This is a genomic window from Colwellia sp. MB02u-14 (genome assembly GCF_014076915.1).
In the GTDB taxonomy this organism is placed as follows: Bacteria; Pseudomonadota; Gammaproteobacteria; order Enterobacterales; family Alteromonadaceae; genus Colwellia_A.
The window spans coordinates 1-26,264 of record NZ_JACGUX010000079.1 but is presented as its reverse complement, the minus strand read 5'-3'; the positions used below and the strand labels follow the sequence as shown (position 1 = coordinate 26,264).

At 36.5% G+C, this 26,264-nt stretch carries 25 protein-coding genes; 23 read left to right on the top strand and 2 right to left on the bottom strand.

The features are described 5' to 3' along the window. The first annotated feature begins 188 nt into the window (after positions 1–188). From H4J52_RS10460 to H4J52_RS10375, 18 genes are all read left to right on the top strand, one after another. Positions 189–593: an FdtA/QdtA family cupin domain-containing protein gene (locus H4J52_RS10460; RefSeq protein WP_182224650.1), complete on the top strand. Its 405-nt coding sequence runs from the start codon at positions 189–191 to the stop codon at positions 591–593. Then, entirely contained in the window at positions 583–1,032 is a 450-nt protein-coding gene (locus tag H4J52_RS10455; protein WP_182224648.1) for an acyltransferase, read from the top strand. The genes H4J52_RS10460 and H4J52_RS10455 overlap by 11 nt, the downstream gene beginning before the upstream one ends. Then, positions 1,029–2,147, top strand: coding sequence for a DegT/DnrJ/EryC1/StrS aminotransferase family protein (locus H4J52_RS10450; protein WP_182224646.1), 1,119 nt, complete (start codon positions 1,029–1,031; stop codon positions 2,145–2,147). The genes H4J52_RS10455 and H4J52_RS10450 overlap by 4 nt, the downstream gene beginning before the upstream one ends. Then, positions 2,144–3,382, top strand: a complete 1,239-nt coding sequence (locus tag H4J52_RS10445; protein WP_220461088.1) for a hypothetical protein — start codon at positions 2,144–2,146, stop codon at positions 3,380–3,382. Before H4J52_RS10450 ends, H4J52_RS10445 begins: the two co-directional genes overlap by 4 nt. Beyond that, entirely contained in the window at positions 3,375–4,301 is a 927-nt protein-coding gene (locus H4J52_RS10440) for a glycosyltransferase family A protein (RefSeq protein ID WP_182224643.1), read from the top strand. Before H4J52_RS10445 ends, H4J52_RS10440 begins: the two co-directional genes overlap by 8 nt. Then, the gene (locus tag H4J52_RS10435; RefSeq protein WP_182224641.1) at positions 4,298–5,473 is read left to right on the top strand and encodes a glycosyltransferase; all 1,176 of its coding nucleotides are present in this window, start codon (positions 4,298–4,300) and stop codon (positions 5,471–5,473) included. The genes H4J52_RS10440 and H4J52_RS10435 overlap by 4 nt, the downstream gene beginning before the upstream one ends. Beyond that, positions 5,470–6,171, top strand: a complete 702-nt coding sequence (locus tag H4J52_RS10430) for a glycosyltransferase (protein ID WP_182224639.1) — start codon at positions 5,470–5,472, stop codon at positions 6,169–6,171. The genes H4J52_RS10435 and H4J52_RS10430 overlap by 4 nt, the downstream gene beginning before the upstream one ends. Then, entirely contained in the window at positions 6,164–7,384 is a 1,221-nt protein-coding gene (locus H4J52_RS10425; protein ID WP_182224637.1) for an O-antigen polymerase, read from the top strand. Before H4J52_RS10430 ends, H4J52_RS10425 begins: the two co-directional genes overlap by 8 nt. Beyond that, positions 7,381–8,121 (top strand): glycosyltransferase, encoded by a 741-nt coding sequence (locus H4J52_RS10420; protein WP_182224635.1) that lies wholly within the window; start codon positions 7,381–7,383, stop codon positions 8,119–8,121. The genes H4J52_RS10425 and H4J52_RS10420 overlap by 4 nt, the downstream gene beginning before the upstream one ends. A gap of 284 nt (positions 8,122–8,405) precedes the next feature. Continuing rightward, entirely contained in the window at positions 8,406–9,179 is a 774-nt protein-coding gene (locus tag H4J52_RS10415; RefSeq protein WP_182224633.1) for a glycosyltransferase family 2 protein, read from the top strand. Between the two features lie 263 nt (positions 9,180–9,442). Continuing rightward, complete coding sequence (gene rfbA / locus H4J52_RS10410) at positions 9,443–10,321, top strand: glucose-1-phosphate thymidylyltransferase RfbA (RefSeq protein ID WP_182224631.1); 879 nt, start codon at positions 9,443–9,445, stop codon at positions 10,319–10,321. 128 nt (positions 10,322–10,449) lie between these two features. Next, the gene (gene rfbC / locus H4J52_RS10405) at positions 10,450–10,995 is read left to right on the top strand and encodes a dTDP-4-dehydrorhamnose 3,5-epimerase (protein WP_182224629.1); all 546 of its coding nucleotides are present in this window, start codon (positions 10,450–10,452) and stop codon (positions 10,993–10,995) included. A gap of 42 nt (positions 10,996–11,037) precedes the next feature. Beyond that, the gene (gene rfbD / locus H4J52_RS10400; RefSeq protein ID WP_182224628.1) at positions 11,038–11,904 is read left to right on the top strand and encodes a dTDP-4-dehydrorhamnose reductase; all 867 of its coding nucleotides are present in this window, start codon (positions 11,038–11,040) and stop codon (positions 11,902–11,904) included. A 283-nt stretch (positions 11,905–12,187) separates the two neighbouring features. Then, positions 12,188–13,288, top strand: coding sequence for a dTDP-glucose 4,6-dehydratase (gene rfbB / locus H4J52_RS10395; RefSeq protein WP_182224626.1), 1,101 nt, complete (start codon positions 12,188–12,190; stop codon positions 13,286–13,288). A 143-nt stretch (positions 13,289–13,431) separates the two neighbouring features. Continuing rightward, entirely contained in the window at positions 13,432–14,331 is a 900-nt protein-coding gene (gene galU, locus H4J52_RS10390; protein WP_182224624.1) for a UTP--glucose-1-phosphate uridylyltransferase GalU, read from the top strand. Between the two features lie 587 nt (positions 14,332–14,918). Continuing rightward, positions 14,919–16,535 (top strand): glucose-6-phosphate isomerase, encoded by a 1,617-nt coding sequence (pgi, locus tag H4J52_RS10385; RefSeq protein WP_182224622.1) that lies wholly within the window; start codon positions 14,919–14,921, stop codon positions 16,533–16,535. A 192-nt stretch (positions 16,536–16,727) separates the two neighbouring features. Then, on the top strand, positions 16,728–18,257 hold the full coding sequence (locus H4J52_RS10380) for a SulP family inorganic anion transporter (RefSeq protein WP_182176881.1): 1,530 nt from the start codon (positions 16,728–16,730) through the stop codon (positions 18,255–18,257). A 56-nt stretch (positions 18,258–18,313) separates the two neighbouring features. Further along, the gene (locus H4J52_RS10375) at positions 18,314–18,619 is read left to right on the top strand and encodes a DUF1289 domain-containing protein (RefSeq protein ID WP_182224621.1); all 306 of its coding nucleotides are present in this window, start codon (positions 18,314–18,316) and stop codon (positions 18,617–18,619) included. A 177-nt stretch (positions 18,620–18,796) separates the two neighbouring features. Here the strand turns inward: H4J52_RS10375 and H4J52_RS10370 are convergent, their stop codons facing one another. Continuing rightward, positions 18,797–18,964 (bottom strand): hypothetical protein, encoded by a 168-nt coding sequence (locus tag H4J52_RS10370; RefSeq protein WP_182224619.1) that lies wholly within the window; start codon positions 18,962–18,964, stop codon positions 18,797–18,799. A 16-nt stretch (positions 18,965–18,980) separates the two neighbouring features. After that, positions 18,981–19,238, bottom strand: a complete 258-nt coding sequence (locus H4J52_RS10365; protein WP_182224617.1) for a hypothetical protein — start codon at positions 19,236–19,238, stop codon at positions 18,981–18,983. Between the two features lie 167 nt (positions 19,239–19,405). Here H4J52_RS10365 and H4J52_RS10360 point away from each other — a divergent pair, with 167 nt between their 5' ends. The 5 genes from H4J52_RS10360 to H4J52_RS10340 all read left to right on the top strand — a co-directional run bounded on the left by H4J52_RS10360 (position 19,406) and on the right by H4J52_RS10340 (position 26,026). After that, positions 19,406–20,830, top strand: coding sequence for an amidohydrolase (locus H4J52_RS10360; protein WP_182224615.1), 1,425 nt, complete (start codon positions 19,406–19,408; stop codon positions 20,828–20,830). An 11-nt stretch (positions 20,831–20,841) separates the two neighbouring features. After that, complete coding sequence (locus H4J52_RS10355) at positions 20,842–22,110, top strand: amidohydrolase family protein (protein ID WP_182177633.1); 1,269 nt, start codon at positions 20,842–20,844, stop codon at positions 22,108–22,110. Between the two features lie 758 nt (positions 22,111–22,868). Continuing rightward, complete coding sequence (locus H4J52_RS10350; RefSeq protein ID WP_182188800.1) at positions 22,869–23,744, top strand: D-hexose-6-phosphate mutarotase; 876 nt, start codon at positions 22,869–22,871, stop codon at positions 23,742–23,744. A gap of 131 nt (positions 23,745–23,875) precedes the next feature. After that, a complete protein-coding gene (locus tag H4J52_RS10345; protein WP_182188799.1) occupies positions 23,876–24,415 on the top strand; it encodes a hypothetical protein in 540 nt (179 codons plus the stop codon). Between the two features lie 3 nt (positions 24,416–24,418). Further along, positions 24,419–26,026: a GMC family oxidoreductase gene (locus H4J52_RS10340; protein ID WP_310649983.1), complete on the top strand. Its 1,608-nt coding sequence runs from the start codon at positions 24,419–24,421 to the stop codon at positions 26,024–26,026. The last annotated feature ends 238 nt before the right edge of the window (positions 26,027–26,264 follow it).

The following is a 26,264-nucleotide window of genomic DNA, read 5'->3' as shown; positions in this document are numbered from 1 at the left end:
TTAATGGATTCGGGGCAATACTTACAAATCGTTGAAAAGTGACAAGACTTCAAAATAGCTGGCCTTCAATAAATTCCTTTCGATCGGGACTGGTTAAGCGCTAAGTAAATTGAAGGTATTACCAATACATTGTTGAAAAATAGTTATGGCGAGTATTTATTCGACTTAGTGAAATAATGAGAAAAATAATGGATATTAAATTAATACAATTGCAAAGTCATGGTGATGAACGTGGTTCTTTAGTTTCTTTAGAAGAAGAAAAAAACATACCATTTAGTATTAAACGTGTTTATTACGTATTCAATACTAAAGATAAAGTTCGCCGTGGTTTTCATGCCCATAAAAAATTGAAACAATTAGCTATTGTTGTTAAGGGCTCTTGTCGGTTTTTGTTGGACGACGGTAATGAAAAAATTGAGGTGCTTTTAGATAACCCTGCTCAAGGTTTATACATTGAGTCATTCGTATGGCGAGAAATGTTTGACTTTTCAGAAGATTGCGTTTTAATGGTTTTAGCTGACTCTATTTATGATGAAACAGACTATGTGAGAGACTATGAAGAATTTACTAAAATGGTGAAACATGATTCATAACCTTTCAGATGTACAATCATCCAATATTGGCTACAATACGAATATTTGGCAGTTTTGTGTGGTTTTAGCAAAGGCAGTTATTGGTGAAAATTGTAATGTATGCTCACATTGTCTAATAGAAAATGATGTAATTATAGGTGATAACGTTACGATTAAAAGTGGCGTTCAAATATGGGATGGTATAACCATTGAAGATAATGTTTTTATTGGTCCCAATGTTACATTTACAAATGATAAAACACCTCGTTCAAAAATATACCCTGAAAAATTTTTAAAAACAATAATAAGAAATAATGCATCGATTGGGGCAAATGCAACCATACTACCTGGAGTGATAGTTGGGGAATTTGCAATGATTGGTGCTGGTTCTGTTGTTACTAAAAGTGTTGAACCACATACTACTGTTATCGGTAATCCAGCAAGAGAAGTTAAGATATGATCCCTTTCTTAGATTTAAAAAAAATAAACGCACAGTATCAAATTGAACTTAAAGAAGCATGTGCTCGTGTTATAGACTCGGGTTGGTATGTTTTAGGTAAAGAAGTTTCTGAATTTGAAACAGAGTTCGCCACTTACTGTGAAACTGAGCATTGCTTGGGTGTTGCAAACGGCTTAGATGCATTAGTGCTGATTCTGCGTGCTTATATCGAACTTGGTGTGATGAATAAAGGTGATGAAGTGATTGTTCCCTCTAATACTTATATTGCGTCAATATTAGCTATATCTGAAAATGGTTTAGTACCAATATTAGTCGAACCAGATATCAACACCTTTAACTTAGATCCGAAGTTAATCGAACAAGCCATTACAGATAAAACCAAAGCGATTTTAACCGTTCATCTATACGGCCAGGTTACTGATATGGATGAAATAAATTCCATTGCTAAAAAGCATCATTTAAAAGTTATTGAAGATTGTGCACAAGCACATGGCGCATTGTCTATAGGTAATGATGGTAAAGCTAAAAAGGTAGGTTCGTTAGGTGATGCTGCGGGGTTTAGTTTTTACCCAGGAAAAAATTTAGGAGCGCTAGGGGACGGTGGGGCGGTTACAACAAATGATAGTGAACTAGCAGCTACAATTTCAGCGTTAAGAAACTACGGTTCACACGAAAAGTATAAAAACCTATACAAAGGTATTAACAGTCGTTTAGATGAAATTCAGGCGGCGATGCTTAGAGTTAAGTTGAAATATTTAAACTGTGAAATAAATAAACGACAAGATATTGCAACTAGGTATAGTGCTGAAATTAATAACCCTAAAATAAAATTGCCTGTATGGCATCCAGATGGCAGTCATGTGTTCCATTTATATGTCATTCAAACACAAAGTAGAGATGAGCTTAAAGGTTATTTTAGCAAGAATGGAATCGAAACTGCCATTCACTACCCTATACCGCCTCATAAGCAAAAAGCATATTCATCTATGGGCGACCTTGAGTATCCCATAAGTGAAAGTTTGCACCAAAATTTATTAAGTCTTCCCATTGGACCAAATATGACGGAGAAAGATATCACTGACGTTATCGGAATAGCGAATAAATTTTTATTGTGAAAATGTCATTAACTTCCACTGCAGCATATACATTTTTTTCAGTACTTATTAAAATGTTAGTTACATTATTAATATTGAAGCTAATTGCTCGTCAGTTTGGAACTAATGGAATTGCCATATATTCACAGCTTCAAAATATAATATTGATGTCGGTAGGTATTGGTTCTTGTGTTAGTACTGCTATGGTTAGGTATTCTGCTGAGTATAGTCGCAAAATAATTGAGTCCCTTATTGTATTCACTTTATTTATTTCTATATCCGTAGCGTGCTTATCACCGTTTCTTTTTTCTTATACAGTTAAAGAATTTGATCTTTCAATAACATTGTTTGATTATTTAATTGTTTTTTTTGGTGTGCTTTCATTCAGTATTAACAACGTAATACTTTCTTATTTTAATGGTCGTGGTCGCATTAGATTTATCGCAATATTTAATAGCGTTATCGCCATTTTTTTATTAGGCCTTACAGTTTTTAGTGCTGAGTTTTATGGTATTAAAGCTGTGGTATTCTCAATGTTTGCCACACAGGTTATAGGTTTTCTTTACATAATATATAAATTTAAAAGAGTTATAGTTTATTATAAATGCTCTTGGTTGAATTTAAAGCAAAATATTGATGATTTTACTGTTTTTAAAGGTTATGTTTTAATGTTTATCGTTACTGCAATAGCGATTCCATTAACTCAATTTTTGATAAGAACAAATATAATTTATAGTTTAGGAATAGATGTCGCAGGTGTGTGGCAGGGCATTATCAAACTATCAGACTCCTATTTGACTTTTATTATTATGGGGTTGAATGTATATTTGTTACCTGTAATAAGTTCAATTAAAATAAGCGAAATTAAAGTTGAGATATTTAAGGTTTTAAAGTTGGTAATCCCTCTAGTGGTTAGTGGCATACTTTTTGTGTATTTTTATAAAGAATTGGTTTTTTCTTTGTTGTATTCAGAAAGTTTTATTCCTGATAGTTCTGCACTTTTATTTCAATTAGCTGGTGATTTGATTAGAGTTTTTACATGGGTATTTGCTGTGATAATGGCAGCAAAAAAACTTGTTAGAACTTCAATTGTATCGGAATTAACATTCTCTTTTTTATATGTCTTTATTTCTTCGTTATTATTATCACGGTTCGAGTCGATTACATCTGTTACAAGCGCGTATATGATTGCATGTATTATAAATTGTGTAATTATTTTGTTTTTTACTAAAAAATACTGGTTTAAAAATGCATGATATAAAATTCACACACTCTGTTATTTGTGTCACATATAATCACTCTAAATATATTGGCAAGTGTTTAACTTCAATATTGTCAGATGATGTTATACCTGATGAAATTATAGTCTGTGATGACTGTTCGAGTGACGATACAGTTGAACAGGTTGAGGCGTATATAAAAAAATATCCCGGTGTTATTAAACTTTATAAAAATAAAGTTAACCAAGGTTTATTTCAAAACTTTAATATAGCTATGAAACTTGCTACATCCGATTTGATTCATTTTGTTTCTGGCGATGATTGGCTAGAGCCGGGTATGATAAGATCAATGAATAATGTTATGTTAGAAAATAAAATTGATCCTATAAAAGAGGCATTTGTTCTCGCACCAGATATATACATATACAATTTAGATCAAAGACTTAAACTTGTAAGAAATGATTTTGTTAATGGATTTAACCCATTAAAGTCGTTGCTTAGGGATAAATACTCTACAAGGCTTGTTGGTTTTAGTCGGAAACTCTATTCAAACATAAAACCATATCGGACTGATATTGGACTTTGGGCAGATAGGCTGCATGAGTTAGAGCTACTTAGATACGTTTCATCAATTTATAAAGTACCCGGAGCCTTTCCTGTTTATAGAGCTGGAGTTGGTACAACTTCAACAGTAAAAGCCGACGAGTTATCTAGCTCCTACCTTAAAATGTTAGATTGTCTAACTGCAAATGATTTGGGGTGGGATAAAAATGATATTTGTTATATCGAATACCTTAAGGCTCGGGAATTATCAAAACTAAATGGGCAACTTGTTTTTCTATTAAAATTTTATTTTAAATTTTCAACGGTTATCTGTGATGGTGTAAATTTTCTCGATTTAAGAGTTGTTACGTCTAGTTTTTTTCGTAAAAAACTTAAAAGGCACTTTAATTGAAAATATTACATATATCCTATAGTGACGCTGAAGGGGGCGCTGGAGTCGCTTGTTTAAGGCTTCACAAGCTATTGCTTAAAAATAAAATTGACTCTACTTTACTTGTAATAAACAAACATTCTTCTGTTAATTCTGTTTTTTCGGTAACAGAAAGAAATATTTTTTTATATGTATATTTTAAAATAATCAATAGAATCAGCGAATTAATTTTGAAGTTGGATTCTTTATTTGTTAGGAAACGCAGAGATATTCACCGCTCTCTAAATGTTTTTCCTAATAAATTAGTGAATATAATTAACTCTTACGAAGCCGATATAATTCATCTACATTGGATTAACGGGGAAATGCTCAGTATATACGATATTAAGAAAATATCAGGTAATATCATCTGGACTCTGCATGATTCGTGGCCTTTTTTGTCAACTTATCATCATGATCTAGGGCTGAATCTAAGTAATTTAGATAAATGTATTCTTAATATCAAAGCTAAGCATTATCCAGATAATTTAAGTTTTATTTCACCAAGTCATTGGATGAAAAAACAATTTTTATCTTCAATTATTTCTTCAGGATACAATTGTAAGGTAATACCTAATCTGGTGACTGAAGCCCTAAAAAATGATTTTGCTGATACTCGAATTTCTAATAGTGGTGTTGTGAATGTTTTAATTGGTTCTGTTAATTTTTATAATAACAGTAATAAAGGATTTAATTCCTTAATCAAAATAATTGATAGTGTGAAAGGTAATGAAAATATCATTTTCAATATCTTTGGAGAATCTGAACTTCATGAAAGTCTAGTAAAATTCAAGAATGTTAATATCCTTGGAATTATAAATGACGAACAGAAAATGCTGAAAATTATGAGCGAATCAGACTGGGTATTCAATTTATCTAAGATTGAATCATTTGGGCTTGTTGCGTGTGAATCAATATCAATAGGTACACCTGTTATTTGTTTTAATACATCTGGTTTAAGAGATATTGTGAAAAATGATATTACAGGATATATTTTTAATGAGGTTGATGAAATCATTTCATTTATTAATACTAACAGTAATTTTTATAAGTCAAAGCAACTACATAATAAATGCCTTGCTTTTTATCAGGAAAATTTTTCAGAAGAAATTATTATCAATTCTCATATTCAATATTACGAGCAGACCCTATGATCTCTATTGTTACCGTATGTTATAATGCAGCCGAAGATTTGAAGCTTACATTAGCAAGCTTGAAGTATAATTTAGAGATTGAGTATGAACTTATCGTAATTGATGGGAACTCAATGGATAATACACGGAGTATTATTAATCAGTTTGATAATGTATCTATATTCATTTCAGAAGAAGATGATGGTATATACGACGCAATGACAAAAGGCGTTGAATTAGCAAGTTATGATTGGGTGTTTTTTTTAAATGCAGGAGATGTAATATTTTCAGATTTCTTTTTTAATAATTTTGTTTTGAAATGTAATAAAAACATAGATGCATATTACGGAGATGTGGCATATACAGACGGTCACATAGTTCATTCGATGTATAATTTAAAAATTTTATTACATAATACTATTCATCATCAGTCAATTATCTATAATAGGCAGTTATTGCTCGATTATCCTTATGATCGGAGCTACAAACGATTTTCTGATTATCACTTGAACTTACGTTCATTTTTATCTAAAAGAAAATTTTTAAAGATTAGCGGAATTGCAGCAATTTGCGATCCAAACGGTATCAGCCGTGATTCAAACTCATTGTTATCCATTCGTTATGAAACAAATGCTGTGAGATCTAGCTTACTCCCATCTAAATATGCTTTTATTTTGAAGCTAATATATAGAGTGAAATTTTGGTTGAAGAATGTTTAGTATAAGAAACTATGAACTATCATTACTCTTTTTGACTTTAATTTTATTTCTTTCTTTTTTTTTGATTTTGTTCAAAAATAAATATACTTCTATTTTAGACCCTTTAGTTTACCATTTATTATGGATATCTACTTTCTTCAGTTTTTTGTGCTCTTATATTTTTGAGCTAAATAATAATATTGCTTTAGCTTTTTATTTTTTAATGATTATGGTTCTATATGTATTTCTTCTCTTTCTTTTTATACAAAATATAAATCGAAATAAAGACGTAGGTGAGCTTTTAGAATATAGAAAAGTCGTTATTTTGTGGGCTATTATGGCTTTGTTATTTTTTATATCGAAATATAGCATGTTTGAATACTTCTTGAATAATCCTCCTATATCATGGTTCTTATATCGGTATCAAGATCTTACAGGCCGTAACCCTGTTGAGCGAATTTTATCAACATCCACTTCTATTTTTTTGTTTTATTATTCTTTTTTATTAATTTTTATATATAAGCGAATTGTTTTTTACGTCGCGTTTGTAATAGTACTTATACTCAGCATTAATATTTTGGGGGGGGGGCGCTCCTCGTTAATTCAATTTCTATTATCTCTAGGTATGTTTGCTTATTATTTTTACGAACACTTTTCTGCTTCCTTTTTTAATAAAATAAATTTTTATGGTGTTATTCTAGTTTGCTTTTCAATATTAATAGCTATTTTTGTGACTTCTTTCTATGATTCTGGACTAGATCCTATCTATGTTATATTAAACCGAGTTATAGCAAATGCTGATGGTGTTGAGTATTATTTAAAATTTGATGGTGCGTACAATATTGAGTCGAGTGTTATTGCATACGTTAAATCTACTTTTGGTATTTTTATATCTCCAATAGTTGGTAGTGTAAAAAATGTAGGTTGGCAGCTTACAGAATTAGTTACTGGCTTTGAAGCAAGCTTCGCTCAGGGATCTAATTTCAGTTTGCCATTACAAATAATGGTTTTTCCATATTATCTTTCAATTTTTTATGTGTTTATAATTACTTATATAGTTTCCTATTTTCGGAATTTATGTTTATCTTCTAATAAAAAGTCAGCACTTAAATATTATTTATCTAATACTGGATTTATTATAGCAACAGATGTTGAGTATTGGGTATTTACCCTTTTCTGTGGTGTCTTATTATATTTATTTATTATATATTTTTTTGAGAGGGTAAAGATTTGAAAACTAGTGTGAGTATCTGTATTGCTACCTATAACGGCAATGAGTTCATCAAAGAGCAGTTGGATTCCATATTGCTCCAGATAAGAAATTTTGATGAAATAGTTATTTCAGATGATAATTCTACAGATGGTACCTTTAATATTTTAGAAGCCTATGCTAAAAAATATCATCAAATTAAGTTATTTAGAAATGCAACTGGTAAAGGTGTTATATGTAATTTTGAGAATTCTTTAATTAACAGTACTAATGAAATTGTTTTTTTATGTGATCAAGATGATGTTTGGCTACCTGGACGTCTTCTTAAAACTATTAAAGAATTTGAAACTCCTGAAGTATTTATAGTAACGAGTAATGCCTACCTTTATGAAAGAAATGAGTTTTCAGTTGCTTGGAATAAGAATGATTTATTATTTGATCTAATAGGCCACAATTCATCCTTAGTAAGAAACTTATTTAAAAATACATTTGTCGGTTGTTGTACTGCTTTTAGACGTGAAGTGCTTGAGATAGCTCTACCATTCCCTAAAAACATCCCAATGCATGATGTATGGTTGTCATTAATAAGTCTAATTAAAGGTAAGCATATTATGATAATAGAGCCAATGCTTTTATATAGACGACATGGTGGTAATGCATCATCGACGTCATCAAAAAGCACACGTGTACTAAATACTATTATTCACGAACGATTCAGGTTGTTATCTTCTCTTGTTCTTCGTTATTTTGGAATTAAGTAGTTACTTGTGAAAACTTATATTTTAGTTGTCTCTCATTAGCATAATGGCATTAGATTACACGGACATATGGGCGAAATCACGAAGTCGTACTTTTACTTTTTAATGTTATTTTTCATTGATAATTAGCGAGGCTTAATTTTATTAATTTCCCTGAATCAAAATATTGTATAGATACAGTGATTTTGGTTATTTAAGTGAAATTAATATTATCCACGTACTTATTTAAATATAGTGTGTTATCAAATTTTGATTAATATTTGATGCAATTCAGGAGTTAAATTTGAATGTCTATTTTCATAGCGGTTGTTTCGCATGGTCACAGTAAGTTAATACAAAGATTAGCTTGCTTAAGTAAATTAGCTCAAAAATATACTGTAGTAGTAAAAATCAACAAAAATGAGCAAGGGCTAGTCTCGTATTTAAAGGACAATAAAATTAGTTATATTGATGACTTATATGGCATTGGTTTTGGACACAATAACAATGTAGTTTATAAATACTGTAAAAAGTATTTATCAATGAAAGATGAGGATTACTTTTTAGTTTTCAATCCAGATGTTATTTCAGACGATACTGCGATAGATAACTTAATTGAATTAATGATAAATGATAGTGTGAATTTAGCTGGTGTGAACTTATTTAAAGACCCTTATTATTCAATATCAGATAATTCGATACGAAATTTTCCTAGTTACTCTCAGTTTGTGAGGTCATTTTTAGGTATGGTTAATACCTCTATTATCAATAAAAAATTAATAAAAAAACCAACAAAGGTAGATTGGGCTGCTGGCTCATTCCTTGCTTTTAAAGTATCTCATTATTCGCGATTAAAGGGTTTTGACGAAGGTTATTTTATGTATTGTGAAGATATTGATATTTGTTATCGTAGCCACTTGATAGGAGAACAAGTTGTTTTTTATCCAAAAATAAAAATGCAACATCTTGCAGAACATCAAAACAGATCTATTTTCTCTAAGCATTTTTACTGGCATGTTAGTAGTGTTTTTCGATTTTTACTTACTAAACATCGCCTTACTTGCGTTAAAAGTTCTCTATGACATATAGTGGCGTTTTAAGAATTTGCATCCCACAGTATTATATTTGTTGTTGAGTTATCCTTTAATTATATGAATTCATACTTCATTGTGATTAGTTGTTGAATTTTAAAACCGATGACGTTGTCTTTTAAAATATTTTTTATATTAGCTATAATTGTTCTAAAAGTGGTTAATGATGCTTAAATACATAGTAAAAATCAATATGTGCTTGATGGTGGCTCAAACTAAAGAGATAATGCACATATAATTGACAGGAGAAAAAAATGCGTAAAGGAATTATTTTAGCGGGAGGCAGTGGAACTCGTCTCTACCCATTAACTAAGGTTGTTAGTAAGCAGTTAATGCCTATTTATGACAAACCTATGGTTTATTATCCGCTCGCCACATTGATGCAAGCGGGAATCAAAGAAATACTGGTTATTTCTACTCCCGAAGAAATTCACCGCTTTGAGAATTTGTTAGGTGATGGTAGTAATTTTGGCATTTCTATATCATACAAAGAGCAACCTAGCCCTGATGGTTTAGCACAAGCCTTTATATTAGCTGAAGAGTTTTTAGCGGGGTGTTCTACTGCACTCGTACTTGGCGATAATATGTTTTATGGTCATGATTTATCAAAATCGCTGCAAAACGCCAATGCTCAAACTTCTGGTGGCACGGTATTTGGTTATCATGTATCAAACCCTGGCTCTTACGGTGTGGTTGAATTCAATGATGCAGGCACTGCTATTTCGATAGAAGAAAAACCAGTAGAACCTAAATCTAATTATGCTGTACCTGGCTTGTACTTTTTTGATGAACGCGTGGTTGAATTTGCTAAAAATGTTAAACCTTCTCCGCGCGGCGAATTAGAAATTACCGATGTAATTGACCAATATTTACAAGCTGGTGAATTAAAAGTTGAGATTATGGGGCGTGGCACCGCTTGGCTTGATACAGGAACTCATGATGACTTGTTAGCGGCTGCTCAGTTCATTTCTACTATTGATAAGCGACAAGGTCTTAAAGTTAATTGTCCGGAAGAAGTTGCTTTTCGCAATGGTTGGTTAAGTGCTGACAAGCTACGTGAAATTGCTCAGCCGCTACGTAAGAGTGGTTATGGTGAGTATTTGTTGAAGTTAATTGATGAGCGAGTTTTTTAGGCTTCTGCTTATTTTGCTAGATTCTGAAATAAATTCAGAATGACGGTTTGTGTTTCAGAATGACGGTTTAATTTTTAATTTAGCTAGATTCTGAAATAAATTCAGAATAACGGTTCAGGAAGTTTATAGTGCAAGTTATTGATACTAGTATCCCAGATGTAAAAATTATAGAAACAAAAGTATTTGGAGATGAACGAGGGTTTTTCTTAGAAACCTTTCGTGTTGATTGGTTTAAAGCCAATGTCGCTGATGTTACTTTTGTGCAAGACAACCATAGTAAATCATCACACGGTATTCTACGTGGTTTACATTACCAGTTAACACAAACACAGGGTAAACTTGTACGTGTTACTTCTGGTGAAGTATATGATGTTGCTGTTGATATGCGTAAGTCTTCTCCGACTTTTGGCAAACACGTTGGTGTAGTGTTGTCGGGTGATAATAAAAAGCAATTATGGGTGCCTGAAGGCTTTGCTCACGGTTTTTATGTGATGAGTGAGTCGGCTGAGTTTGTATATAAATGTACCAATTATTACGCACCAGAACATGAAGTGTCACTTTTATGGGACGACCCTGCGTTAGCTATTGAATGGCCGCTTGTTGATGGTGTTATTCCTAACCTATCAGCAAAAGATAAAGTTGGTTTGTCGTTTGAGCATGCGCCTTCTTTTTAATGAAAGAGCTTTAACAAGTGGTTTTAAACCAATGGATGTAAAATGAAAGTAGCAGTTATAGGTCGTTCAGGGCAACTAGCATGGGAAATACAACAATTACAAGATGCTGAGTTAGCTGTTTTCTGTTTAGGTCGTAATGATGTTGATTTGTCTTCCCCTGTAAAGTTAACAGAGCAAATTAAATTATTAGCGCCTGATGCTGTTATAAATGCCTCTGCCTATACAGCTGTAGATACTGCAGAGTCTGATCAAGAAAATGCCTTAAAACTCAATTGTGAATATGTGGGTAACTTGGCGAGTGTTTGTAAAAAACTTGCCATACCTTTTATTCATGTATCCACAGATTTTGTTTTTCAGGGTGATAAAGGATCTCCTTATTTACCTGATGATGCTATAAGCCCATTAGGTGTTTATGGTGCAAGTAAAGCGGCGGGTGAAAAACTGATTTTTGAACTTTATCCACAAAAGTCATGTGTACTCAGAACATCATGGGTTTATTCAACACATGGTAATAACTTTGTTAAAACCATGTTGAAGCTCATGAGTACTAAGCCAGAATTAAGTGTAATTAGCGACCAAATTGGCTCGCCTACTTATGCTAAAGGTTTAGCTATTGCTTGTGTTGAAGCGGCAAAGCATTACGTAACGGGTATTCATCATTACACAGATAACGGTGTAGCAAGCTGGTATGATTTTGCTGTGGCCATTCAAGAAATAGCGTTGAGCCTTGGCATGTTAGAGAAAGAAATTCCCATTAATGCCATTACCACGGCAGATTATCCTACACCAGCAAAACGACCGCATTACAGTGTGCTTGATAAAAGTAGCTTTGTTAATGCGCTGCCATGTTGTGAATTAGTGCATTGGCGCAAACAATTAGAGAATATGATGCGTGAATTAGCAGGCTAGCTCTTAGCCATCAATAACATTAAAAGTTAACGTGTCTATTAAGTTCATTCAGGAGCTCACAAAAAAGATGATTTTCTCGTCATGCTGAACTTGCCTACATGGATGTAGGTACTGAGCTTTAGTCTGGAACAATAAAACTGTGTTTCAGTATCTTAGCAACGAGATCCTGAAATGAATTCAGGATGACTATCTTTTAACAAACATTCCTGAGTTATATGCAACGGCACGAAAGTTAATAATTTTAAAACCTTACATTAAGTAAAAAATATTAAAGAGTTAAAATATGAAAACATTATTAGTTACCGGCGGAGCTGGTTTTATTGGCGCCAACTTTGTTCACTATTGGCTTGAGAAGTACCCTGAAGATAAAGTCGTTGTACTTGATGCGTTAACCTATGCGGGTAACATGGCTAATTTAGTGTCTGTTGAAAGTAATCCAAATTATACTTTTGTACATGGCAATATTTGTGATCAAGCCTTAGTTGAATCACTGTTAGTTGAGAATAGTATTGATACTTTAGTCCATTTTGCCGCTGAGTCTCATGTTGACCGTTCTATTACTGGCCCTGATGCCTTTATCGAAACCAATATCATGGGAACCTATAGTCTATTAAAAGCGGCTAAGAAAGTATGGTTAGATGGTGACACTGTATTTGATGGGCATCGTTTCCATCATGTTTCAACCGATGAAGTTTACGGTACGTTATCAGCAACCGATCCAGCTTTTACTGAAGACACTGCTTATGCACCTAATTCTCCATATTCTGCGAGTAAAGCAGCGAGTGACCATTTAGTGCGTGCTTATCATCATACTTATGGTTTAAATGTTACGACCAGTAATTGTTCTAATAACTATGGGCCGTATCATTTTCCTGAAAAACTTATTCCTTTAGTGATCACTAATATTTTGCATAATAAAGACTTACCTATTTATGGCGATGGACAGCAAATTAGAGATTGGTTGTATGTAGAAGACCATGCTTATGGCATCGATTTAGTTTTACAAAATGGCCGCATAGGCGAGAACTATAATATTGGCGGTAATAATGAATGGGCGAATATTGATATTGTAAAAGCTATTTCTGTTCTAGTTGAGCAAGAGTTCGCTAAAAACGTTGAGCTTGCTGAGCGCTTTCCACAAGCAAGAGCGGCAATAGAAAGTAATACCGCATCGTTAATTACTTATGTTACTGATCGACCGGGTCACGACAGACGTTATGCCATAGACGCTACTAAAACTAATAATGAATTAGGTTATCAGCCTAAAGAATCGTTCGAAACAGGTATTGCTAAAACAGTTGCTTGGTATTTGAATAATGAACAATGGTGGCAGTCGGTAATGGATGGCTCTTATCAAAACTGGATAGCTGCTCAATACAAATAAAGAAGTATCAGATAACTATAAAAGCGATATCAACTGATATCGCTTTTTATTTTGTGTCGAACGATTACTTTCTTATTTAATAGTAGTGACAATAAATTAAAGACTCTTTACAATAAGTTATTACTAATACTTTAAGGATAAAAATGCAAAACAAAATAACAAAAGCAGTAATACCTGTAGCAGGCCTAGGTACTCGTATGTTACCAGCAACTAAAGCTATTCCCAAAGAGATGTTGCCAATTGTAGACAAGCCGATGATCCAATACATTGTTAATGAATGTGTTGCTGCGGGTATTAAAGAAATTGTTTTAGTTACGCATTCTTCAAAAAACGCCATTGAAAATCATTTTGATAAATCTTTCGAGTTAGAAACTACTTTAGAGAATCGTGTTAAACGTCAGTTGCTTGATGAAATTCAAGCGATTTGCCCGAAAGACGTTACCATACTGCATGTTCGTCAAGGTGAAGCGAAGGGCTTAGGTCATGCTGTATTGAAGGCCCGTCCTATTATTGGTAACGAACCTTTTGTTGTGGTACTTCCAGATGTTATTTTAGATGATGCTACAGCAGATTTGACAACTGAAAATTTGGCGGCGATGTTAACGCGTTATGATGAAGTGGGTGGCTACAGCCAGATTATGGTTGAACCTGTGCCTATGGAGCAAGTAAGTAGTTATGGTGTGGTTGATTGTGGTGGTGTTGAACTTGCCCCCGGTGAATCAAAAACTATGACGGCTATTGTTGAAAAACCAGCGATGGAAGACGCGCCATCAAACTTAGCTGTTGTTGGCCGTTATGTATTGTCTGAGAAAATTTGGGATTTGTTGACATTAACGCCTCCTGGTGCGGGTGATGAAATTCAGTTAACTGATGCTATTGCCATGTTAATGGAAAAAGAAACGGTTGAAGCTTTTCATATGACAGGTAAATCACATGACTGTGGTTCTAAACTCGGTTACATGAAAGCGAATGTTGAATACGGTTTACGTCACCCAGAATTGGCTGATGATTTCAGAGCTTATTTAACTGAGTTGATGAAGTAACAACTATTTTTTGTTCTTTTGCACTTTTGCACTTTTGTCGTCATGCTGAATTTATTTCAGTATCTGGTCTTTGTTGTTATAAGTACAGTTCCTGAAACAAGTTCAGGATGACGGTGATGGTTGTTGCAAGTACAGATCCTGAAACAAGTTCAGGATGACGGAGTAGAGTTCAGGATGACTGTTATCCAACAGGATGATGGTGTTGGTATCAGAGAGTCTGTGATCGTTTAGTACTTTTGTCGTCATGCTGAATTTATTTCAGTATCTGGTTTTTGTTGTTGCAAGTATAGATCCTGAAACAAGTTCAGGATGACGGTTATCTCGCATGACGGTGTTTGTGTCAGGATTACGGTTATCCCACAGGGTGACGGTAATTCGTTTGCACTTTTGTCGTCATGCTGAATTTATTTCAGTATCTGGTGTTCGTTGTTATAAGTACAGATCCTGAAACAAGTTCAGGATGACGGAGTAGAGTTCAGGGCGTCGGTGATGGTATCAGGATGACGTTTATCCCACAGAATAACGGTGTTGGTATCAGCATGACGATCTTTCACTTATTTTAAATTTACTATAAGAAAAGTATACATATGGATATATCTTCTTTATCAGCGCTTTCAAAAGCGGCTAAGTCTCGGGCAATTATTTCATTATTCTCTACTGATGAAAGCCGTGCTGAGCATTACTCAACCAGCAATGCCGGTCTATACCTCGACTTCTCTAAACAAAACATTAACGCAACAGAACTTAATCAGCTTTTTGAATTAGCAAAAGAATCAGGTTTAGCTGAAAAAATAAACGCGCAGTTCTCAGGTGATATAATTAATAACACTGAGCAGCGCGCCGTGCTTCATACCGTTCTTCGTGCCCCTAACGAAAAAAAACAAGCGATATTAGGAGCACAAGCTGACGACGTTATTGCAACTGAGCAGCACATGGCTGATATCGTTAATGATATTAGCTCGGGAGTGTTACTTTCAGCTTCTGGTGAAAAGTACACTGACATTATCGCTATTGGTATTGGTGGCTCTTATTACGGTATTAAAGTGGCGCTTTCTGCATTAAGTACTTTTCATACCACTGGCTTGAATGCCCATGTTATTGCCAATGTTGACGGCGCTGCCGTTGAAGAGAAACTCGCTAAGCTGAATGTTAATACCACCTTGGTGGTTGTTATTTCTAAAACCTTTACCACCCAAGAAACGTTGCTTAACGCATTAGCGGTTAAAAACTGGATGCTTAAGCATTCAACCTGTTCTGACATTATTGAAAAGCAATGGTTTGCAGTTAGCACCAATATCGTTAAAGCGACTGAGTTTGGTGTTTTAGAAAAAAACATTCTACCCATGTGGGATTGGGTGGGTGGCCGTTTTTCGCTTTGGTCTGCCGTTGGTTTACCGCTAGCTTTAGTGATTGGTAATGAAAATTTCAATAAGCTTAAGCAGGGCGCTTATAACATGGACCAGCATTTTCAAAATGCTCCCTTTGAGCAGAATATGCCGGTGTTAATGGCACTGCTTGGTATTTGGAATCGTAATGCTTTGCAATATTCAAGCCTTGCTATATTACCTTACGACCATTCTTTGCGGGCTTTACCCGGTTATCTTCAACAAACTGATATGGAAAGTAATGGTAAGTCAGTGTCTAATGCTGGCGAGAAGTTAGCATGGCAAACCGCCCCTACTGTTTTTGGTCAAGAGGGGACGAATGGTCAGCATGCTTTTATGCAATTAATGCATCAAAGTGATGATATTATTCCTACCGATTTTATTGTCTGTTTAAAAGGCGCGAGCCATTTACCTGAGCATCATCAAGTCTTAGTGGCTAATTGTTTTGCGCAAAGTGAAGCGTTAATGCGCGGTAAAACGTTAACTGAAGTTAACGATGAACTTAACGCTGCTGGCTTAACACCTAGTGAAATTTCTACACTTGCGCCACATAAAACCATGAAAGGTAATACCCCCAGTAACACGTTATTACTTGAAGCAATGACCCCCGAAAACTTAGGGGCATTGCTTGCACTTTATGAGCATAAAATTTTTGTGCAAGGGGTTATTTGGCAGGTAAATTCTTTTGACCAATGGGGTGTTGAACTCGGTAAACAATTAGGCAACCGTATTTTGTCAGCAATCAAAGGTGGCGAAATGTCAATGCTGTCAGCTTCAAGTCAAAACTTAATCAAACGTTTTAATACCGCAAGCAATTAAGTCGCCTTAAAATAAGGTCAATAACGAGTCAGAAAACTGGCTAGTTATTGACTTTTTAACTGCAAATCATTAGTATTCTCGCGCTTTTACCTTGATATTCCCTCAAATAAGTCAATTAACGCTTCTCGTTGAATTTTCCTATTATTAGGACATCGTTAGGTTACACCCCACTATTTACAAAATGAGAGTGCAATGTTCGAATTACATGCCAGTAAAGTTTCCAACCTGAAGAATGATGTTCTTTCAGGGTTAACCGTCGCCTTAGCGCTAGTGCCTGAAGCAGTTGCTTTTGCTTTTGTTGCCGGTGTCGACCCATTAGTCGGTTTATATGCGGCTTTTATGGTGGGTTTAATTACCTCTATTTTTGGTGGTCGTCCAGGCATGATTTCTGGTGCAACTGGCGCAATGGCCGTTGTGATGGTCAGTTTAGTTGCTCTTCATGGCGTTGAATACTTATTTGCGACCGTAGTGTTGACCGGCTTGTTACAAATACTCGCGGGTATATTTAGGTTGGGTAAATTTATTCGTTTAGTGCCTCACCCCGTTATGCTCGGCTTTGTTAACGGTTTAGCTATCGTTATATTTCTCGCTCAGCTAGGGCAATTTAAATTCACTAATGAAGCGGGTGAATTAGAATGGTTGCAAGGCACCCCTCTTTATACAATGGCAGGGTTAATTATTTTAACCATGGCCATTATTCATTTTTTTCCTAAATTAACAAAAGCGGTACCATCAACCTTAGTGGCTATTGTGGTTGTTACTTTGTTGGTGTTAGGTGTTGGTCTTGATACAAAATTAGTGGGTGATGTTGCTTCTATTGCGGGTGGTTTACCCACATTTAGTATTCCAAGTGTTCCTTTTGATTTAGAAATGTTAAAAATAATATTTCCTTTTGCACTCGTGCTAGCGGCGATTGGTTTAATTGAATCATTATTAACCTTAACCCTTATTGATGAATTAACGGGTACTCGTGGCCGTGGCAATAAAGAATGTATTGCACAAGGTGCAGCGAATACCGCTTGTGGTTTTTTTGGTGCGATGGGTGGTTGTGCAATGATTGGTCAGTCAATGATCAACGTGAACTCGGGTGGTCGAGGTAGAGCATCAGGTATTACCGCGGCATTAGCATTACTTGGCTTTATTTTATTTGCTTCAGGTCTCATCGAACAAATTCCGTTGGCGGCCTTGGTCGGTGTTATGTTTATTGTGGTTATTGGCACTTTTGAATGGTCGAGTTTTCGTATTTTAGGCAAAGTACCTAAAGCGGATGCTTTTGTTATTATTCTTGTCTCGGGTGTTACTGTTTATTCTGACCTTGCTATCGCTGTTGTTGTGGGTGTGATTGTCTCAGCGCTCGTGTTTGCTTGGGAACATGCAAAACACGTTACTGTGCATCGTTCAACTAACGAGCATGGTTCAACCGTTTATGATGTTAAGGGACCGTTATTTTTTGGATCGGTTTCAAACTTTTTAGAGCAGTTTGATATGGACGAAGCAAGTATCGACATTATCGTTGAATTTAAAAATTCACGCGTTGTTGACCATTCAGCTATTGAAGCGATTGATACCTTAGCTGACCGTTATTTGTCGCGTGGTAAAACCATGCATTTAAGACATTTAAGTAGTGAATGTACCAAGTTGCTCACCAAAGCGGGCAGTTTAGTTGAAATCAATGTGATTGAAGACCCTGACTATCATATTGCTACTGATAAACTAGACTAATATGATACAAGCCTATACATTATGTATAGGCTTTTTATGTTTGGCCGAAGGTTTTTATGCAATTAGAGTTTTTTGATGTTCCCAGCCCTTGTGTGGGTGTGTGTCAGTCTGATGAAAAAGGCAATTGTCTTGGCTGCTACCGTACGCGTGAAGAACGCCAAACGTGGATAAGCTTAACGTCTGACAATAAGCAAAAAGTCGTTAAGCGCTGCTTGCAACGTAAAAAACGTAAAAATACCAAACCGAAAGTCAAAGTGATGCAAACTAGCGCTGAAGTTTTACAGCCTTCATTACTTGACCCTCAATCAAAAGCCAAACAAGATACGTCAACTGACCTTGATTTCGGTGACTTTGAGCTTTAATACTATCATTCTCAACAGACTCTTTAGTCTTGAAAATACTCTGTAATCCTGAAAAAACACGTCATCCTGAACTTGTTTCAGGATCTGTACTTACTCTACAAAGACGAGATACTGAAATAAATTCAGCATGACGACACGGGAGTGAGCAAATGCGAATCGTGAACAAGCCACTTTCCGTCATCCTGAACTTGTTTCAGGATCTTTACTTGCTCTACAAAAACCAGATACTGAAATAAATTCAGCATGACGACACGGGAGTGAGTAGGGACGAGATACTGAAACAAGTTCAGCATGACGACACGGGAATGAATAAATGCGAATAATAAACAAGCCACTCTCCGTCATCCTGAATACTACTCCGTCATCCTGAACTCGTTTCAGGATCTTTACTTGCTCTACAAAAACCAGATACTGAAATAAATTCAGCATGACGGCACGGGAGTGAACAAAGACCAGATACTGAAACAAGTTCAGCATGACGACACGGGAATGAATAAAGACCAGATACTGAAATGAATTCAGCATGACGACACGGGAGTGAAAAAACCAGATACTGAAATGAATTCAGTATGACGACACGGGAGTGAGTAGGGACCAGATACTGAAACAAGTTCAGCATGACGTTTCAGCCCCACGAATAATACCCACTTAGCTTAATTACTTTCCATTCACCGTAAATGTGTAACCATTTAACGTAATTGGCTAAGGTTCACTTGCTGTATTGTTCAAATCATTTTATTGTTATCCATCAAAACCCAAAATAATAATCCGCACAGGAAGCATTAAATGCATATCAAGCAAAGCATCACGCCTACGTTGTTGGCGCTTAGCGTATCACTCGCGTTATCTGGCTGTTTAGAGTCTGAGCAGCAAGACCCAAAAGTGTCTATTAATAAAAACCCTTATCCGAGTACTTACCAACCATTACCTAAGCAAACAACATTAATCAAAAATACTACAGTATTAATTGGTAATGGTGAGCGCATTGATAATGCTGATGTGTTAATGACAGATGGAAAAATATCTCAAGTGGGCAAAAACTTGTCTGCTGCGGGTGCTGTTGAAATTGATGGAACAGATAAATGGGTTACGCCCGGTGTTATTGATGTGCATTCGCACTTAGGGGTTTATCCAAGCCCATCGGCTGAGTCACACTCAGACGGTAATGAAATGAGTTCGCCCAATACCTCTGAAGTTTGGTCTGAACATAGTATTTGGCCACAAGACCCGGGTTTTAATGCTGCCCGCGCTGGCGGTGTTACTACAATGCAAATTTTACCTGGCTCTGCTAATTTATTTGGTGGCCGTGGTGTAACGCTTCGTAATGTATCAAGCCACACGATGCAAGGCATGAAATTTCCACAAGCGCCTTATGGTTTAAAAATGGCTTGTGGTGAAAACCCTAAGCGTGTTTACGGTAGCCGTAAAATATTACCCTCAACTCGTATGGGTAACATGGCAGGTTACCGCATGGCTTGGGCAGAAGCGACTGAGTATAAACATGCCTGGGAAAAATACGACCGTGACTACGAAGCGGGGAAAAATCCATTAGCGCCAGCACGTGACCTAGAGCTTGATACTCTGCGTGGTGTGCTCGACGGTGAAATTTTAATTCATAATCATTGTTACAAAGCTGAAGAAATGGCGATGATGATTGATCTAGGTAAAGAGTTTAATTACCCGTCAGGGACTTTTCACCATGCGATTGAAGGTTACAAAATTGCTGACTTATTAGCTGAGAATGGAAATTGTGCAGCCATGTGGCCTGATTGGTGGGGTTTCAAAATGGAAGCTTACGACATGATCCACGAAAACGTTGCGGTTGTTAACGCGGTTAAAAACTCTTGTGCGATTGTTCACTCAGACTCAAACAGTACTATTCAGCGTTTAAACCAAGAAGCAGGTAAAGTCATGTACCGTGCTAACGAAAATGGTTTTGCCTTAAAACCAGCAGAAGCGATCCGTTGGATCACCTTAAATGCGGCTAAATCTTTAGGCATTGATGATAAAACGGGTAGTTTAGAAGTTGGGAAAAATGCGGATGTGGTGCTTTGGAATCAAAGCCCTTTTAGTGTTTATGCACAAGCTGAACAAGTCTTTGTTGATGGTGCAAAAGTGTATGACCGCTTTGATGATAAATATCAAGCAACAAGTGACTTTATGTTAGGGCAAGCTGAAGTTCCGGCTTTACCTAAAAAGGGAGGGCAGTAATCATGAAAAAAATTAAGCTATTTAAAGCCTCGTTAGTTGCACTTGCTTTAGCGGCAATAAGCCATGCTAACGCAGAAAGTTTAGCAATAACCAATGCCACTATCCATACGGTTACTGAACAGGGCGTTTTAACAAATGCCACAGTTGTTATTGATGACGGAAAAATTATTGCGATTAATCCTGAAAAAATTGATGCTGATGTAACCTTCGATGCGATGGGTAAAATATTGACACCGGGTTTAATTGGTGCTATGAATTCATTAGGTTTGGTTGAGGTAAATGCGGTATCAAGAACCCGTGATGCTAGTGATAAAAAAGCAGACATTACTTTTGATGCTTCAATCGCTTTTAATCCACGTTCAACGGTTGTGCCTTATACACGCAAAGGTGGTATCACCAGTAACGTTTCAGTGCCTAGCGGTGGTGATAGTATGTTCAAAGGGCAAACCTTTGTAACTGACCTCTCAGGCGAATTTGACAGTGTTTACCTTAAAGAAAATGCCGTTATCATAGATTTAGGAGCGAAAAGTAGCGGTTCACGCGCTCTAAACTTACAAAAATTGCGTTACACGCTTGAAGACGCCAAAAAATCCTTAACCAAAGCTGCTGAAGACGCTAAAACAGCGAAAAAAGACAAAAAAGCTGACGACAAGCAAAAAGAACCGAAAGAACTAAAGCGTGATGCAAAAATTATCAATGCCTTACTAACCGGTGATAAACCGCTTGTAGCTTATGCTGACCGCGCCACAGACTTACTCGAATTACTGAAATTAAAAGCTGAATTTAATCTTGATTTAGTGATTGCTGGCGGTGCTGATGCGATATTAATTACTGAGCAATTAGCTGCAGCGAAAGTACCGGTTATATTTGGCGCTTTAGATAATTTACCGAGTAGTTTTGATTCGCTGCATTCATCGTTAGACAATACGGCGAAATTAACCCAAGCAGGTATCAATGTCGCTTTAGCCATAAACGACGCACATAACTTATATCAGCTGCGTTTCGAAGCGGGTAATGCAATTGCTAATGGTTTAACTAAAGACCAAGCACTTGCCGCTGTTACTGCCAATGTTGCCGATGCTTTTAATATTAATGCGGGTCGTATTGCCGTTGGTAAAAAAGCTGACTTAGTTTTATGGAGTGCTGACCCTTTTGAGCTTAGTACGAAAGTTGATAAAATGTGGATTGACGGTAAAGAAATCTCAACGCAGAGTCGTCAAGACAAACTGCGTAAACGCTATACCACTGAAAGTGATATGCCAAGAGGTTACACGAAGTAACTTTTATTGGCAGTTTGTTATTCGATAGCGAAAAGCATTAAACGAACATTTGTTTAATGCTTTTTTTTTGCGCTTTGTTGTTTAGCATTTTTGCTGTGATGCTGAATTTTCCTAAAGGGATTTAGCTACTTAGTTTTTTTCGTCATGCTGAATTTATTTCCCGTGTCGTCATGCTGAATATCTTTCTCTTGTCGTCATGCTGAATTTATTTCAGTATCTGCTCTTTGTTATTGTCAGTACAGATCCTGAAACAAGTTCAGGATGACGGAGTAGTATTCAGGTTGACGGAGAGTGTTTATTTATGATTCGCATTTTCATACTCCCGTGTCGTCATGCCTAATATATTTCTCTTGCCGTCATGCTGAATATCTTTCTCTTGTCGTCATGCTGAATTTATTTCAGTATCTGCTCTTTGTTATTGTCAGTACAGATCCTGAAACAAGTTCAGGATGACGGCGTAGTATTCAGGTTGACGGAGAGTGTTTATTTATGATTCGCATTTTCATACTCTCTTGCCGTTATGCTTAATATATTTATCTTGCCGTCATGCTGAATTTATTTCAGTATCTGCTCTTTGTTATTGTCAGTACAGATCCTGAAACAAGTTCAGGATGACGGCGTAGTATTCAGGATGACGGCGTAGTATTCAGGATGACGGAGTAGTATTCAGGATGACGGCGTAGTATTGAGGATGACGCTTATTTGTATTATCGCTATAATGATTCATTTACTTCTTTATAGAAAACCTTTGGGGTTGTATGACATCTATTATTGCTGAAAATGAATTTGGTCAAATTAAACAAGTCTCGCTTACCAAACAAATTAGCATGTTGGAAATAACCCATGATACTGGTACCGCTAAAATAAGTTTATATGGTGGACAAGTGCTGGCGTGGCAGCCAGTTAATGAACAACCAGTGTTTTGGTTAAGCGAAAATGCGATATTTGAGCAAGGAACAGCCATTCGTGGAGGTATTCCTTTATGCTGGCCTTGGTTTGGTCCATATCAGGCGCCCAGTGGTGAAACCGCAGGGAATCATGGCTTTGCTCGTCAGCGGAATTGGCAGTTTGATGAAGTGACCATTGAAAAAAACAGTGTTACCGTGACCTTGTTCTTGTCTGGGCTAAATGATCATCCGCTATGGCCTCATCAATATCAATTAAAACAGCAGTTAATTTTTTCTAAACAATTTGAACAACGACTCTTTATCAGTAACTTATCGTCGAAGGCGTTTGAGTACTCAGCGGCATTACACAGTTACTTTGCTGTTAGTACGCCAGAAAATATCAAGATAGCGCCGTTAGCTGAATTTCCCTTTGATGACAAAGTTACGGGTAAAGAACAGCAGCTAGCTGCTTTAGAAAATTGCTGTGGGGAAGTCGATCGTATTTATTACACTAACCAACCATGCTTAATCGAAGATAAGCAATGGCAAAGAACCATTAAAGTTTCGTCAACCAATTGTCAGCAGTGGGTTTTATGGAATCCTGGCGCTGAACTGGCCAACAAAATGAAAGATCTTCATGTCGGGGCTGAAAATGCATTTGTGTGTTTAGAAGCGGTAAATACCAACATACATGTCGTTGAGGCAAATGAAACTGTGATGATAGGTCAGACCGTATCATTGGCATAGCCGGTAATCGTAAGCATCAAAATAGGTCCGTCTAGATAAGCTTCTAGACTTTGTTGCTATTATCCTTTATCTTTTCATCATAATTAACAGGTAATACCAGTTGGTGTGACCTTTTATAATTTGGTGGCGTTGTGGATATAAGTCGAAGGAAATTCTTTAAAGTCAGTTTGCTTGGCAGTGCTGTCTTGTTCGTTGGCAGTAGTTTATCTACTTTTGCGCTAGCAAGACTGAGTGAGGACGATTTACCTGATTTTGATTTTCTTAACGTGGCTGATGCTGAATTCTTGTTAGTGCTTGCACCGGTCATGTTAACAGCTAACTACCCAGGTTTATTAGAAAAAGAAGCCGAACATCGGTTATTAACCGCTATTGACAAACAAATTGCCGCTTTAGATGAGCATTCCCAAAAGCAATTACGACAACTGTTTGATTTATTATCCTCTTTTACATTGCGTTACCTCGCTGGCGCACCTATTAGTGATTGGGCTTTAGCATCAACTGAGCAACTCGAGAGTTTTCTACAAGGCTGGAAAACAAGCATGTTTTCATTAAAACGTAGCGGTTACGCGGCTTTAAGTAAGTTGATCACGATGAGCTGGTATATCCAACCAGAAAATTTTTTACAAGCGGGTTATCCAGGCCCTCCTAAAATAGTGCCACCGCAGGAATAAAATGTGAAAATAGTCTCCGAAATTCGTGGTATTAGTGATCCATACGCTGCTAATAAAGCACTCGTTAAGCGTACTATAAACGCTAATCAACTTGAAACAGACCATATAACTGCTGACGTTATAATCATTGGTACAGGTGCTGGTGGTGGTACTAGCGCTGAAATATTAGCCCAAGCAGGTTTAAACGTTTTGATGATAGAAGAGGGGCCATTAAAATCGACTCGTGATTTCAAAATGGATGAACAACAAGCGTATGCTGATTTATATCAAGAAAGTGCCGGACGAGCCACTAAAGATGGCGGCATTGGTATTTTACAAGGTCGCTGTGTCGGTGGAACAACGGTTGTCAATTGGACCTCTAGTTTTAGAACACCGCCATTAACGCTTGATTACTGGCAGAAAACCTTCCAGGTAAAAGGCTGTAGCACCCGTGATATGGTGCCATGGTTCGCACAAATGGAAAAACGCTTAAGCATAGCGCCATGGCAAGGCGCTAATGAAAATAATGCGGTATTAAAAGAGGGCTGTGAAAAACTCAATATTCCATGGAAAGTTATTCCACGCAATGTCAAAGGCTGTTGGAATCTAGGTTATTGCGGTATGGGCTGCCCAACTAACGCTAAACAGTCGATGTTAGTGACAACGATTCCTGATGCGCTTGAACACGGAGCTACCTTGCTCTATCAAGCCCGAGTGGAACGCTTACTTATCACCGATAAAAAAATAACGGGTGTAGAATGTATTGCCCTTGATGATAATAAGCAAAAAACGACGAAAAAAATTATAGCGAAAGCCCCTTATATTATTCTCGCGGGCGGCGCTATTAATGGTCCTGCCTTGATGTTACGTTCTAATGCGCCTGATCCAAATAACCGTATTGGTAAAAGAACCTTTTTACATCCAACGGTTTTTTCTTTTGCTCAATTTGATAAAGAAATCTCTCCCTTTTATGGTGCGCCACAAAGCATTTATAGTGATCATTTTCAATGGCAACACGGTGCTACTGGGCCATTAAGTTATAAACTAGAAGTGCCGCCATTACATCCCGCTATGTCATCAATCATGTTAATGGGGCACGGTAAAAACCATGTAAATGATATGGCTAAGCTCAACAATACCCACGCTATGTTAGCGTTGTTGCGTGATGGGTTTGATGAGGACAGCGAAGGAGCAAGTATTACCCTTTCTGATGATGGTAGCCCGATTGTAGATTATCCAATGAATGATTATTTATTTGACGGCATAAAGCGCGCTTACTTATCAATGGCTGAAATACAGTTTGCAGCGGGGGCAAAAAAAGTACGCCCAGCACACGAACATGGCCAATGGTTTGATAGTTTTGAGTCTTTTAAAGTCGGTTTTGAGCAACTCGAGCATCAAGTGAGTAATAACTTGGTAGGAAGTGCTCACGTTATGGGCGGACTCGCTATGGGTGAAAACAAAGCATTATGCGTAGTCGACAGTGACTGCAAATACCATTATTTAGACAATTTATGGGTATTTGATGGCTCTGTGTTTCCTACGTCAATTGGTACTAATCCACAGCTTTCTATTTATGCTTTAGTGTGTAAACAAGCAACCAAACTAGCCCAAAAATTGAAGAATAATTAAGCACTTTATTTTCTGGAATAGGGCAATAAAACAGCTAAACTTATGATGGGAAATAGACCGAATTATAATTATTTGCACGAGTTTCGTCATGCTGAATTCATTTCAGTATCTGTTATTTGGTTCGAAGTACAGATCCTGAAACAAGTGCAGGATGACGGAGATGTGTTCAGGATGACGGAGATGTGTTCAGGATGACGGAGTTGTGTTCAGGATGACGGAGTTGTGTTGAGGATGACGG